This is a genomic window from Actinoalloteichus sp. GBA129-24 (assembly GCF_001941645.1).
GTDB lineage: Bacteria > Actinomycetota > Actinomycetes > Mycobacteriales > Pseudonocardiaceae > Actinoalloteichus_A > Actinoalloteichus_A fjordicus.
In genome coordinates this window covers 2,160,351-2,173,980 of the sequence record NZ_CP016077.1, presented here as the reverse complement: position 1 = coordinate 2,173,980, position 13,630 = coordinate 2,160,351, and the positions used below count along the sequence as shown (strand labels likewise).

General features: G+C 72.1%; 12 protein-coding genes. 3 read left to right on the top strand and 9 right to left on the bottom strand.

The genetic code is table 11. The features are described from left to right. Positions 1-229 precede the first annotated feature (229 nt). Positions 230-1,435 (bottom strand): cytochrome P450 family protein, encoded by a 1,206-nt coding sequence (locus UA75_RS09815; protein WP_075739979.1) that lies wholly within the window; start codon positions 1,433-1,435, stop codon positions 230-232. Between the two features lie 416 nt (positions 1,436-1,851). Between UA75_RS09815 and UA75_RS09810 the strand changes: the two genes are divergently transcribed. After that, on the top strand, positions 1,852-2,697 hold the full coding sequence (locus UA75_RS09810; RefSeq protein ID WP_232237702.1) for a DUF4253 domain-containing protein: 846 nt from the start codon (positions 1,852-1,854) through the stop codon (positions 2,695-2,697). 273 nt (positions 2,698-2,970) lie between these two features. On the opposite strand, the gene UA75_RS09805 is transcribed toward UA75_RS09810, so the two are convergent. Then, the gene (locus UA75_RS09805; RefSeq protein WP_075743618.1) at positions 2,971-3,720 is read right to left on the bottom strand and encodes an SDR family NAD(P)-dependent oxidoreductase; all 750 of its coding nucleotides are present in this window, start codon (positions 3,718-3,720) and stop codon (positions 2,971-2,973) included. A gap of 192 nt (positions 3,721-3,912) precedes the next feature. Here UA75_RS09805 and UA75_RS09800 point away from each other — a divergent pair, with 192 nt between their 5' ends. Further along, a complete protein-coding gene (locus UA75_RS09800) occupies positions 3,913-4,701 on the top strand; it encodes a helix-turn-helix domain-containing protein (protein ID WP_083683996.1) in 789 nt (262 codons plus the stop codon). Between the two features lie 147 nt (positions 4,702-4,848). Further along, positions 4,849-5,961, top strand: coding sequence for an AsnC family transcriptional regulator (locus UA75_RS09795; protein WP_157434087.1), 1,113 nt, complete (start codon positions 4,849-4,851; stop codon positions 5,959-5,961). A gap of 315 nt (positions 5,962-6,276) precedes the next feature. Here UA75_RS09795 and UA75_RS09790 read toward each other — a convergent pair whose 3' ends face one another. The 7 genes from UA75_RS09790 to UA75_RS09755 form a co-directional block, all read right to left on the bottom strand. Next, positions 6,277-8,082, bottom strand: a complete 1,806-nt coding sequence (locus UA75_RS09790; protein WP_075739978.1) for a PH domain-containing protein — start codon at positions 8,080-8,082, stop codon at positions 6,277-6,279. Beyond that, positions 8,079-8,504, bottom strand: a complete 426-nt coding sequence (locus UA75_RS09785; RefSeq protein WP_083683992.1) for a PH domain-containing protein — start codon at positions 8,502-8,504, stop codon at positions 8,079-8,081. Before UA75_RS09785 ends, UA75_RS09790 begins: the two co-directional genes overlap by 4 nt. 119 nt (positions 8,505-8,623) lie before the next feature. Then, a complete protein-coding gene (locus tag UA75_RS09780; RefSeq protein WP_075739977.1) occupies positions 8,624-9,262 on the bottom strand; it encodes a TetR/AcrR family transcriptional regulator in 639 nt (212 codons plus the stop codon). A gap of 1,175 nt (positions 9,263-10,437) precedes the next feature. Further along, positions 10,438-10,947 carry a hypothetical protein gene (locus tag UA75_RS09770; protein WP_157434086.1) on the bottom strand — a complete coding sequence of 170 codons (510 nt, stop codon included), beginning with the start codon at positions 10,945-10,947 and terminating at the stop codon, positions 10,438-10,440. Between the two features lie 103 nt (positions 10,948-11,050). After that, on the bottom strand, positions 11,051-11,980 hold the full coding sequence (locus tag UA75_RS09765; RefSeq protein WP_075739974.1) for an RluA family pseudouridine synthase: 930 nt from the start codon (positions 11,978-11,980) through the stop codon (positions 11,051-11,053). Further along, the gene (gene lspA, locus UA75_RS09760; protein WP_404799970.1) at positions 11,977-12,777 is read right to left on the bottom strand and encodes a signal peptidase II; all 801 of its coding nucleotides are present in this window, start codon (positions 12,775-12,777) and stop codon (positions 11,977-11,979) included. The genes UA75_RS09765 and lspA overlap by 4 nt, the downstream gene beginning before the upstream one ends. A gap of 56 nt (positions 12,778-12,833) precedes the next feature. Next, on the bottom strand, positions 12,834-13,472 hold the full coding sequence (locus UA75_RS09755) for a histidine phosphatase family protein (protein WP_075739973.1): 639 nt from the start codon (positions 13,470-13,472) through the stop codon (positions 12,834-12,836). Positions 13,473-13,630 lie beyond the last annotated feature (158 nt).

The window sequence follows — 13,630 nt, the reverse complement described above, 5'->3', positions numbered from 1 at the left end:
GCGGATCAGGCGGGTGCTCGGGATCGGCGACGAGACCTCCGACGGCTCCTTCCGACCGGGCTGCGCTTCACGCACACCGCCTCGGGCTCGGGCCGCCGATCCCGGCGAACGCCGAGCAGGCGGCCCGCCCACAGCGGCGGCACTCGCACGCCGCGCAGCGGCCCGGGCCGCACCTCGGTCGAGCAGGTCGTCCCCGACTCCCGCACCGACGGGCCGGGTGCCCGCCGGTTCAGGCGGTGAGCCGCACCGGCAGCGTCTCCAGCCCGCGGATCAGCGTGCTGTAGCGCCAACTCAGCGTCTCCGGCTCACCCGCAAGGCTCAGCTCGGGGAAGCGGGCGAGCAGCCTGCCGAAGGCGATCTCGCCCTCCATCCTGGCGAGCGGTGCGCCGAGGCAGAAGTGGATTCCGTGTCCGAACGCGAGGTGGCCCCCCGGAGTCCTGGTGACGTCGAGCCGGTCGGGCTCCTCGAAGCGACTCGGGTCCCGGTTGGCCGACAGCAGCGACACCAGCACCGGGTCCCCTGCCGACACCTGCGCCCCGTACAAGGTCATGTCGGCGGAGGCCCAACGCATCGTCGCGAGATGGACGGGTCCGTCGAAACGCAGAAACTCCTCGACCGCACCAGGGAGCAGGCCGGGGTCGGCCTTCAGAGCGGCCAGCTGGTCGGGGTGGCGCAGCAGCGCGTGCACGCCGTTGCCGATCAGGTTGACGGTCGTCTCGTGCCCCGCGACCAGCAGGACGAAGACCATGCCCACCAGCTCGCGCTCGGAGAGCCGGTCCTCGTCGTCCTTGGCCTGGATCAACGCGGTCAACAGGTCGTCGGCGGGTGCCTCCCGCTTGGCCGCGATGAGCCTCATCAGGTAGGCCGCCATGCTCGCGGACGCGGGAGCGGTCTCCGGCGAGTCGACGTCGAGTAGCAGGTTCGACCACTGGCGGAAGTCGTCGCGGTCCTCGTCGGGAACCCCGAGGAACTCGCAGATGACCGTCATCGGCAGCGGAAAGGCGAAGGCATCGAGCAGGTCCAGCTCGGTGTGGCCCTCCATCTCGTCGAGCAGATCGTCGGCGATCTGCTCGATACGCGGGCGCAGCGCCGCGACCCGACGAGAGGTGAACGCCTTGGTGACCAGCTTGCGCAGCCTGGTGTGCTCGGGCTGATCCGCCTGCAGCAGGTTGGCGCTGAGTTCCTGACTGAAGTACTCGTCCTCGGTGAACCGTCCGCTCGCGATGGCGGGCGGCGACTTCTGCAATGCGGGGTCGGCCAACGCGGCACGAGCCTCGTCATAGCGGGTCACGATCCAGGCCGCCTCCCGTTCCGGGATCACCATCCGCCGAACCGGGCCCTCGATGCGTAATTCCCGGTAAGCGGGGTGCGGATCCCCCAGCACCACCTTCTCGAAATCCTCGGTCTGCTCAGCGGACGAAGGCACTCCGGTCATGGACTCTCCACAGGATGAGAACTGGCGCAATACCTGACAACTCCAGTAAACACACGTAACGGAGTGACCCAGGGCACACCAGACGGTGCGATGATCGCGATGTGCCTGCTGAACCCGACTGCACACCATTCGACCTACCGTCGACATTCACCTGATCGGACTAACGCGGCCTGCCATTCGCGGCCCGATCACCCCCGATCCCCACGACGATCGGGCAATCAGCGCGCACTCGCCACTCCGGTGGGTGAACCTGCCGAGACGCCCCGGTGACCGCTGCACCGCCGCCACGCCGCCGAGACCGGCCGAACGAGCAAAAACAAGAACAAACTTCCCCGGTTGATCGGCTTGGCCCGCCGCCGGGCATGAGAGCATCGGCGCTGCCGCGACTTCGGGCTCGCTCTCCGGGAGGTCTCGACGTGATCGACCAGCCCAGCACCACCGCCCAGCCGCTCGACGACTGGGGATCGCTCTTCCCCGAGGGGAGGGCGGGCCGCACCCTGTCGATGCCGCTGCCCCCCGGGCGGCTGATCCTGCCGGACGAGAGCTTCGCGCGGACCGTGGCGTCGCGGACCAGGCCCGCACTCTGGCTCGGCGATGACGCCGCCGACGGCGCACTCTGGGCCCGGCTGCGCACCGAACACGCCGTCTCGGGACTGTGGCCGCTGATCCTGGAGACCGCCGAGCACGGCGGCCTGCCCTGGGAGACCGGGGAACTGGCCCCCGAGACGGTCGCCGACGTCGACCGTCACGACGCGGCACGGGTCATGGCCGACATCTGGGCCGATTGGCTGGAGCCCTCCGGCAGCACCGACACCGGACATCTCACGCCCTTCGACTCGACCTTCCCCGGCCTGGCGACGGCGGGGACGTCCCCGCGCACCGCAGAAGAGGTCGCCGACTGGTACGCCGACCTGACGGCGTCGGACTCCGGACGGCTCGGGCTGGTCGCCGCGCCGCGCAGCGCCGACGCCCTGGCGGTCATCGGCTGGATGGGCCCCACCAACCACTCGGATCGCACCGCGCCGATGGCCGCGATCGTCCGCAGCTGGGAGGACCGGTTCGGCGCCCGCGTCGTCCGCATCGGATTCGACACCCTCGACCTGAGCATCGCGGCCCCGCCCACCACGCAGGAGCACGCCGAGCACGTCGCCGCCGAGCACTGGACCTTCTGCCCGGACAACATCGACCAGGGCCCCGGCACCCTCCGCGACTACGCGGAGGACATTCTCGGAAAAAACTCTTGGTCCTTCTGGTGGGATTGAGCCGTGTCACCGAAGACGCCGGTGATCCGGTGAGTTGCCTCGGGGCGACGGCGGCCTGCGTGGTGGTCGCCGGCGAACTCGGCTGAGCGCCGCACGATCCCACGCCACGGCTGTGGCAGCGCGGGGAAGGCGGCACGGGGAAGTGCGGCACCGTGCCGATGCACCCGCATCGTGGAATAGCTCGACGCGACCCCGTCCGATCCCTCGACGAGGACGACCAGGACCGTCCTCGTCGGCGCGTCGGCGGTGTCCGGCCCTGCTGCCGGAAGCGGGTCACCAGGGGATGTGCTCACCCTCCCAACGGGTGAAGGTCCCGGTCGGGCCCGTCGGGCCGAGACGGGCGACGCGCATCACCTCGCGGGAGGCGTCCTCGACCGACTCCGTCCCCTCGAAGTTGACCAACGCAGTGTTCGCGAACCCCGGCGAGACGAGGTTGACCTTGATGTCGGTCGATGCCAACTCGACCATCATGGACAGCGTCACGGCGTTGAGCGCCGTCTTCGACGCGGCGTAGATCGGCTCGAAGCCCGCGTGGAACGCGAAGATCGGGTCTGCAACGGTCGTCATCGAGCCCAGCGCGCTCGTCACGTTCACGATGCGCGCGTCCGACGACCGGCGAAGCAGCGGCAGCATGGCCTGGTACACCGCCAGCGGGCCGAAGACGTTCACCTCCCAGACAGCCCGCACCTCGTCGAGCGGGGCGATGCTCGCCTTCGCCATGGCACGGAACTCGGCCAGGTCGACGGCGGTGCGGGTGGCGATGGCGGCGTTGTTGACGAGGAGGTCGAGCCGACCGGCCTCCGCGCGAATCCGCTCGGCGGCCGAGGCGATCGACGCCGCGTCGGTCACGTCGAGCGCGAGCGCGGTGGCGCCGTCGCCGATCTCGGCGGCCGCCGCCTCGCCTCGGACGAGATCACGGGACCCGACGAACACGGCGACCCCGTCCGAGACCAGCTCTTTCGCGACCTGCTTTCCCATGCCCTGGTTGGCTCCGGTGACGAGCGCGATGCGGTTCGTGGGCACGAGGGGCACTCCCTTGTCTTGATGTCTTCAGGTGGATGCTGCCGATGACTGCGGTGGACGAGCGCTCGTGCCGCCCGGCACGGGTCGCGCTCTACGACGACTGTGCTGGACCGCCCGCAGGCCGGGAAGACTCCCGCACGCCTGGTACTGGGAGGGCCAGTCCACCGGGCGGCCGGCGGCAGAATGGTGTCCATGTCGACGGGGAACAGGGCGGACTTCGGGAAGTACCTGCGTGGTCGGCGGGCCATGATGGCGCCGCCAGCCCAGCGGGCCGTCGGGCGGGCGTCGCGCAGGCAGGTACCGGGGCTGCGACGGCAGGAGCTGGCCGAGGCCGCCGGGATCTCCGTCGAGTACTACACCCGCCTCGAGCAGGGGCGAGCGCAGCGTCCCTCACGGGAGATCCTCACCGCGCTGGCACGGGCCCTCGGCCTCACGGCCGCCGAGCGGGATCACCTGTTCCGGCTCGCGGGCGAGCTGCCGCCCGAGCCGCTCGCCCCGGACAGCGAGATCCGACCGGGGCTCCGCCGACTGCTGCGCGGCCTGGACGACACCGTCCCCGTCACCGTCCACGACGGGCGCCTGAACGTGCTGGCGCGCAATGCCGCCGCCACCGAACTCCTCGGCCCGATCCCCAGCGTGGGTCGGTACCGGCGCAACATCATCCACCAGGGCTTCACCGCCGAGGCTCGCCACGTCCTCGGCGACAAGGGAGCCCACCAGTACGGCCGGTGGGCTGCGGCGGAGCTTCGCTCGGCGCTGGGCCGGTACCCGGACGACGAGCACCTCCGATCCCTGCTCGCGGAACTCTCCGCGACGAGTGCCACCTTCCGAAACCACTGGGCGCAAGGCGAGGTCGGGGCCCGGCGGTCCGCCGTGAAACAGGTGCGCCACCCGACCCGAGGATGGCTCACCTTCCAGAGCGAGATGCTGCACGACGCCGAGCGGGACCATTGGATCGTGATCTACGCGCCCGCCGGGTGAGGCGGGAATCCGGTCCGTCCGATCGGATGAGCAACGATCGGACCCGGCCGCCGAGCCGGTCCGGTCCACAGCGGAATCCCGCCGAGCAGCCGACGGATCAACAACCCTGCGTCATCGGCCCCGGCCGACCGGGTAGCGTGCGCAACCGTGGTAGCGCCGGACCCCGTGGACCTTCGCCTGCTCGCCGTGGTCGCGGAGGCGGGCCGTACCTCCGTGACCGATCTGGCGAACCACCTCGGCATGGACGTCAGAGAGGTGGCCGCGCGACTGGCGGCGTTGTCGGTCAGCGGCCTGCCCCTGATCGTCGGCGTGGAATGCGATCCACAGGGCATTCGCGGCGCGTTGGCCGCGATCGGCTACTGGGGAGGATCGCCCCAGCAGCAGGCCCCGCCGATGCCCGGCACCCCGAGCGGTGCCTATCCGATGCACGGCGGCCCGAGCGGCCCGTATCCCCCGGCCGCGGTGAGCGGACCGTACCCGCAGGGCACCCCCAGCGGGGTCTACCCGCAGGCCGCCCAGAGCGGGCCCTATCCGATGCAGCAGGCGACACCCAGCGGCGCCTACCCGATGCACGGCGCCCAGTCCGGACCACACCACGGGCAGCAGTTCGCTCCGCAGCAACCAGCGGCACACCCGCACGCCGCCCCGCAGCAGCCCAGCCCGCCGAGTACGCCCTTCCCGCTGCCCGGTCAGGTCGCGGGCCCGCCCAGCACGCCGTTCCCCGCCCAGGGCGGGCAGGACCCGATGAGCACCTGGGGACCGCCGCAGTCTGCCTCGTGGGCCAGGGGCGATCAGCCCACCAACGTGCTCGCCCAGCCCGGCCCCGCGACCAGCGTCCGCCGTACCGGCGAGGTGGGCAGTGCCCTGGACATCCAGGGGTTGGAGGGCGAGCAGCTCCGCATCCAGCTCCTGGAAGTGGTGGACCCGGCGAACTTCCTCTTCGAGGCGGCGGGATACCGGCTCCAGGAGGGTGAGCGGGCGGTGGTCGTGCACACCGAGTTGACCAACCGAGGGCAGATCCCGTTCGCCTCCCTGCCGGACCTCTACCTGATGCTGGTCAGTGAGGACGGCCAGGAGATCGGCAAGGCGCCGGTGTCCCTGTCCTCTCGGCCGCCGTATCGGATCGGCGTGCAGCCCGGCGAGACGGCGGGCGGGCACACCGTCTACGTGCTGCCAGAGTCGACCCGGCTTGCCTCGGTGCGCTGGACGCCCCAGCAGGGCGAGGACCGGCTCAGTCTGACGTGGACGGTCGAGGACTGACCTCGGCGCTCGACCGGGTGCCCTCCTGGTGCAGCGGCAGGACGCGGGGCGGTGCCTCGGCATCGTCTCGGCGGGTGCACCTCGCGGCAGACGGGGTCGATCTCCTCGCGGCTCCGCCCCGGTCCGGGCAGGCCCGGCGCTGCCAGACACTCCCCGTGCGGGCCCGCCGCCGCCAGGCCGGTCGCCGTCAGGCCGTCTGCTGCCAGGCCGGTCGCCGATGGGCCCGCCGCGTGCCGACCGCCGCGCGACGTCCCGCGCCGGGACGTCGGGGCATACGTCCCGGCGACGACCGAGTGCGCAGGGGGCCCGCGTCCGTCACCGCTGCACGGCCCCCGCGTCGACGGCGGCTCCCGCTCCGGCGGTAGCGCCGTGCGTCCCGCCGCCGTCCGCCGCGCTGCCGCCATCCGCAGGCCCGCCGTCCCGCGTCACCCCGCCGTCCTGCGTCGCAGTACCGCCCAGACACGGCCGGAGCAGCTCGGGAGTCGCCGAGCGGGCGAACCGCAGCGCCTCCGGCGAGCCGAGATCGACGGCGGCGTAAAGCCCGTACCCGGCGGCCGTGGTGGCGCCGACGGTCATCAGACCGAGCCGACGTTGCAAGACCGACTGCCGGATGGTCCAGCCGATCACGGCCTCCCGACGCAGGACGGCCGTCGTGCGAGTCAGCCCGCTCCTGGTGACGAGATGGTCGCCGACCAGTGCGTGACCGAGTGATCGATAGGTCACGACGGCACACAGCAGCCCGATCGGCAGTACGCCGAGCCCCGCCTGCCAGGCGCAGTCGGGAATCACGGGCACGGTCGCGCCGAGCCAGGCGAGGAGCCCGGCCACCAGCGCCGTCACGACCACGGCCCAGCCTGCCCGGCGACGCAGCGCGGCCCTCGGATGCCGGATCGGCCGCGTCGCGAAGGGACGGTCGTCGCCCAGCACGGCGCCTGCCACCCGGCGGGCCTCGGCCACCGGGACTCGCGGCAGGATGGCCGCGGCGGCGTTCTCCGAGGTGCTGCCCTCGGACAGCCCGGTGGAGATCACGGTCGTGTCCGCAGTGCGCAACCACCGCAGGAACAACGGCTCTGAGATCTCGACACCGCGAAGGCGCCGATCGTCCCGGTTGATCTCGCGAGTCTTGAACAGGCCCTGCGAGGTGTGCAGCACCGTGCTCTGCGCCCCGGGGACCCGGCTGAGTCGGAACCGCCAGTTCTCGGCGAAGAAGTTGACCGTCAACGCGATCGAGCCGAGGACGCCCGCCGCCACGATGCCGAGCAGGACAAGAGTGACGACCGGCAGGTTCAGGCCGTCGACGAAGGTCACCACGTCGCCGGTCAGGTCGAGCCCGAAAGACACCGACAGCCAGTGCGCCCCCCAGAGCAGGCCCGCCGCCGCGACGAAGCCCCAGACACTGAACACGTTGTGGACGAGCCACTGCGGCCGGAATGACGACAGCAGCGTCTCGGGGCCTGCGGAGTCGGCGGCCTGCGCGCCGAGCGGCACGCCGTCACCGGGCTCCGCATCGAGCCTCGGCGGCGATGTCGCCGGGACGGCGTCCGCCGGGCCGGGCCCCGTCTCCCCGGCAGCGTCCGCAGCCCGCTCGCGGGTGCCCACGCCCGTCAGCTCGCGCCGGAGCGCCTCGGCCTCCGCCCGCGAGACCGCGTCGAGCACCAGTTCGGCCTCCCCGGCTGCGGCCTGGGCACCGGCCCGGACGTCGACCACGCGCAGGCCGAAGACTCGATGTCGCAGCTTCGCGGTCGTGTCGATGCTGCGAATCCGGTCGCGGCGCACCGAACGGTAGGTGCGCACCAGGAGACCGGAGCGGTACTCGACCCGCTCGTCGGTGATCCGGTAGCGGGTCTTCACCCAGCGCAGCAGGTCGGCGAGGGCGGAGCCGACGCCGACGACGCCGAGGATCGCGGTCGGCCAGATCGCCGACTCGTCGATCACGACGTCGAACACCACCGTCGCCAGCACGAACGGGACGAGGGAGAGCACCATCATCAGCAGGTCGATCCAGACCATGCGGAGGTCGAGTCTGCGCCAGGGAACGTCGTCGCCCGGCACGGCGGCCGCCGCCCGGGACTCGGCCGCCGGGTCGCCTGCGAGTTCGTCGGCCTGAGTCGGCGTGGTCACGTCGCGTCTCCCGGAGTCGCCTGGGTGATCCTGGTCAGGTCGGTGGTCAGGTCGGCCGCGATCCGATGATCGAGCCCGACGAGGTAGATCGCGCCGTGGGCGGACGCGGTGGTCACCGTGACGGTGGCCAGGCCGAACACCTGTTGCAGCGGGCCCCGCACCGTGTCGACGGTCTGGATTCGCGAGATCGGCGCCACCCGCCATTCGCGGACGAACCAGCCCGTCCGCACGTAGACCGCCTCCTCGGTCGCCTCCCAGCGATGGACCGCGTACCGCCAGGCGGGGACGACGGCCAGGTAGGCGACGCCGAGCACCGAGGCCCCGATCAGGACCGGGCCCACCCAGGGCCGGGCGGGCTCGGCCAGCAGGTAGGCGGCGACGAGCGCGCCGACGATCACCGCCACGGCCAGGACGCCGCGCATCAGCCACCAGCCGACGGCCCGGCGTTCGATTCGGTGGCGAGGCGGTTGAAGCCAGAGCTCGTCCCGGTTGGACGGCGGTACGGGGGTCGCACCGAGTCCGTTCGGCACGGACAGGTCGGTCACGTCGTCTCCTCAGGCTGCGGACGTCGGACGGCGAGCACGAAGATCGTGGCCAGCTCGTCGGCGTAGGCGTCCACGTCGGTGTCGGGTCGGGAGTACAGCTCTTGTGGGACGGCCTCCAGGGCGGCGCCCAGCGTCAGTGCCAGCACGCGAACCGAGAAGTCGCGGAACTCGCCGTCCCGTTGCCCCTCGCTGAGCAGCTCGGCGACGCCCGAGGCAAGGTCCTCACGATCGGACGAGGACGGCCCCCGACTCTGCTCGCTCCGCGCCGCCACGGCGATCTCGCGCAGCGCATACATCGGGGCGCGGTTGTCCGCGCAGAAGCGGACGAACCCGGTGATCAGGCCTCGGAGCGCGCCCTGGTAGTCCTCGGCCGCCTCCATCCGCTCGGTGAGCACGCGACCCATTCCGTCGTTCACGCTGCGGACGACGTGCGCGATCAGATCGTCTCGACCGGCGAAGTGATACGAGATGAGTCCGGTGCTGATCCCGGCGTGTGCGGCGATGCGGGCGAGAGAGGCCTTGGCCAAGCCGAGCTCGGCGATGGTCTCGATCGCCGCGCGGAGGATCTGCTCCCGCCGCGCTCGTTCGATGAAGGAGCGGGATTCCTGATCGTCCCCCTCAATTCCTGACTGCATGACCAAAAATCTAGCATCGTGTTCAGTTTTTAACCGAATCTCCTGGTCAGGGCGATGCTGCGGCTGTCAGGTTCCCTCGGACTGTCGAAGCACCCGCTGATGATGATGGTGGTGTGCTGTCGCTCCGGACGTCCTGGGCAGGCTCGTGACGCCGGGTCCGCCGTCCCCCGCCTCGCCCGCTCGCTCGCGTCGCCGTCTCCGCTGCCGGGCGCCCCGGCAGCGGAGGTCCTCAGACACGCGAGCGCGATCATGCGCCCAGGGCACGATCCATCCGCCCACGGCGCAGATCCGTCGGCGGCGCTCGGCGCGGCGACGCGGCGGACCCGCTCGATGTCGCGCGAGTCGGCGGCGGTCGCGAGCCCGTCGCAGGGCGTCTGCGGCATCCAGACTCACCGGGCACGACGGGGCTGGTGTCGGGGCAGGACGCCATGCGGCTCCGATCGGCCGCTGACGAGTCGCCGCCCGAGGTCGCCGACCCGAGGCGGCGTGCGAGGTCGCGAGGTCCCCCGGTCAGCCGCGTATCGGTCCGCCCATCCGTACGGCAGGCGGCTCGGCGCAGGCATCAGCGATCGAATGGGCTCCGGACGAACAAGCCGGGAGGCGCGGCGCCGCCACGACGATCGGTCGGGGTCGGGGCGGGCAGTCGGCACGGCCGCGCCGCGAGCCACCCGACCAGCCCCGGCGACTGGCAGATCGAGAAGCGACCGTCACGGTGGCACGCAGCCGGTCATGGGCGCCCGGTCCGCCGTCACCTCCCGACCGGCCCCGCCTGCGAGGGCGGCGCCGAGCAGCGGCACGGCCGCCGACGGTGTTCGGCTACCGATCCGCTCCGGGGTGGCGACACGGTGGTCACGTGCTCATGAGCACGCCGCCGTGATGGGCGGTCCGTAGAGACTCCGCCGTCGCCTGCGAGCCGCGAACCGACGGCGCGGACCGGCTCCGCACCAGACACGGGGTCGATCAGCGCGGATCACGGAGTCGAGCATCGATCAGGAGGCGGCCGGGCAGCAGGCTCGCTCTGGTGATCTCGCGCAGGCCGGGCCGGTCACCACACGACCGGAGCGGCGGGCGGGCGGACTGCCACCCACGGACCGAGCCCCGCCGCCGTCGAAGCACGAGACGACCCCGCCGAGACCGCGTGCTGCCGCCCTGCTCCCGTGGAGTCGCGAACGGGCTCAGTCCTCGCGCCGGTTGCCGAACATCCGGCCGACCCACGAGCCGCCCGCGCCGTCCGGAACCTGCTCCTCAGGCGGCTCGTTCCGGTTGCGCGCCAGCGTGGGCCAGTCCCGCTCCACCCGCCCGTCGTCGAACGGGTCCGCCCCGCCGATGACCGCCGGTGCGGCGTGTCCGACGTCGTCGATCAGCCCTGACGCACCCGCATCGTCGAGAACGGGACCGCCGAGCGCCGCGCCGTTGCCCGCACCGCCGAGCGGAAGCGGCGTTCCCATCGGCGGCGTGACCGGCTCGGCCCGCGCGGCCCCACGATCGGACGCCTGCCCCGAGGCGTCCCAGCCCGCGCCGTACTGCTGCGCGCCGTGTCGCAGATCCTCGGGGTGCGCTGCGGCGGAGGGCGCCGCCTGTTGCTGCGCACCGGGCCCGCCTGCGGGCAGCCGGATGCCCATCGGCGGGGTCACGGGTTCGACCCGCCCCCGGTCCGCCCTGCCGAACTCGTCTCTGTCCTGCACGAGGCCTCCCAGCGCTCCCAGACCATGCATCACGATGTTATTACGCGCCGATGACCTCTGTTCGCGAAACGCGAGATCCCACGGCGGCGCAATGGGCGCGGCGTCAGCTCTGCTCTCGCAAGCGATCCAGGGCAGCGGCCAGGTCCGCCGGGTACTCGCTCTCGAACTCGACGTACCGCCCGTCGGCCGGATGCTCGAAGCCGAGACGCCGGGCATGCAGCCACTGCCGGGTCAGGTTCAGTTCCTTGGCCAGGCTCGGATCGGCGCCGTAGGTCAGGTCGCCGACACACGGGTGTCGCAGGGCGGAGAAGTGCACCCGGATCTGGTGGGTACGCCCCGTCTCCAACCGCACCTCGGCCAGCGAGGCATGGCGGAAGGCCTCCACCACCTCGTAATGGGTCACGCTGGGCCTGCCCTCGGCGATGACGGCGAACTTGTAGTCGTGCCGAGGATGCCGATCGATGGGCGCGTCGATGGTCCCCCGGATCGGGTCCGGATGTCCCTGGACGACGGCATGGTAGATCTTGTCCACCGTGCGTTCCTTGAACGCCCGCTTGAGCGAGGAGTAGGCGGTCTCGCTCTTGGCGACCACCATCACCCCCGTGGTGCCCACGTCGAGCCGGTGGACGACGCCCTGCCGCTCGGCGGCACCCGAGGTCGCGACCCGCAGCCCCATGGCGGCGAGCCCGGCCACCACCGTCGGCCCCGTCCAGCCGGGGCTGGGATGCACCGCGACGCCGACGGGCTTGTCCACCACCGCGATGTCGTCGTCCTGGTAGATCACCCGGAGGCCGTCGACCTCCTTGGGCTCGATGACCTGCGGGTGCGCCGGGCCGGGAAGCACGACCTCCAGTCGACTCCCCGCGATCAGCCGATCGCTCTTGCCCGCCGGGCTGCCGTCCACGAGCACGTCGCCCGCCTCGGCCATCGCCACGATCGCCGTCCGGGAGAGGCCGAGCAGCTTGGCCAGCCCGGCGTCCACCCGAAGGCCGTCCAGGCCGTCCGGCACCGGAAGGGTGCGCTGCTCGCTCATGCGGAATCCTCCTGTCGGGTCCGATCGGACCCGGTCGCCACCGAGTGATCGGTGGAGTCGGCGCCCGCGTCACGCGGGGTCGCCTGCGCCGCGTCCTTCGCGGACTTCTTCTCGTTCTTGATCGTCGTGCCGTCGTAGTCCTTGCCGAGGAAGGCGAGCAGCACCAGCAGCACACCCCCGCTGACCAGCGAGGAGTCCGCGACGTTGAACACCGGCCACACACTGCCGTCCGGCGCGAACAGCGACAGGAAGTCCACCACGTGTCCCTCCAGCGGCCCCGGCGCGCGGAAGAGACGGTCGACGAGGTTGCCGAGCGCGCCGCCGAGCACCAGGCCGAGCCCGATGCCCCAGCCGACCGAGCGCAGCCGAGGGGCGATCCACAGGATGCCGATCACGACGCCGATCGCAATGAGGGTCAGCAGCCAGGTCATCCCGGTGGCCATCGAGAAGGCCGCACCGGGATTGCGGAAGAGGACCAGGTAGAGGCCTCCACCGAAGAGCTCGACCGGCGGACGGTGCTCCAGGGTGGCGACGGCGACGACCTTGGTGACGATGTCGAGCGCGAGGACGAGCAGGGCGGCGAGTGCGAGCAGCCCCACCCGTCTACGCGGCAGCGACGCCTCGGCCTGCCCCGGCGAGCCTGCGGCCTCGGCGGGCGCGGAGTCCTCGACGCCCTCGGAGCCTGTCGGGCTGGCTGCTGCGGCCCGGCGCACGTCGGCACCCCGCGCGGACGGCTCGGCGCGGGACGGGTCACGCGCCCCGTCGACGGGGTCGGAGTCGGGATGCTCGGTGTTCACTCGGCCATTGTCCCGCACGAAGACAGGGCGACCGACCCGACGCACAGCGACGGACCTCACCCACGGCGTTCGGCCCGGCTGCACCGTCGAGGCGGGTCGCCGTCCCGCGAGAAGCCCGGACGACTCGCGGGCAGCCCCGGACCCGACACGCGGACGTCGGGCGTGCCGAGCCCTTGCACCCGGAACACCGCGGGCGAGGCCATGTCCCGGGAGAACGGCCAGTCGACCGCCACGCCGAGGCCGACCAGTGCCCTGGCCAGGAAGGTGCCGTGCGTGCCGACGACGATCCTCGACTCGGGATGCCGTGCGACGAGGTCGACCAGCGCGGCCGAGGCCCGAGCGGTCAGCTCGACGAGGCTCTCGCCGCCGGGCCTTCGGTGCTTCGGATCGGCCCAGCTCGCCGCGTAGTGCCGGGCGTAATCCGGCGTCGGAGCGAGTCCGGAATCCCACTCACGCAGGTCGGTGCGGGTCAGGACGGGCAGGCCAAGTTCGGCCGCCGACGGTGCCACCGTCTGGACGGCACGCCGATAAGGGCTGGCGTAGACGACGTCGGGCGGCGGCAAGCACAGCTCGGCCACCAACCCGGCCGCCTGGGCCAGTCCCCCGTCGCTCAGGGGCCGCACCGACTCGGCCGGACCGCCCGGCCGGGGCGGGATCGACTCCGCATGGCGCACGAGCACCACTTCAGCGCCCATCCGCGTCCCCTCGGCTCGACGTGATCAGCGAATCCGTGCGGACCGGCCCGCCCGGCACCCCGAAGAACCCGCCGGCCGCTCCGCCCGGCGGCGGATCACACCGCCGGGCGGAGCGGCCGTCAGTTCGACTCGGCCGCCATCGCAGCCGGGCGCCGCCC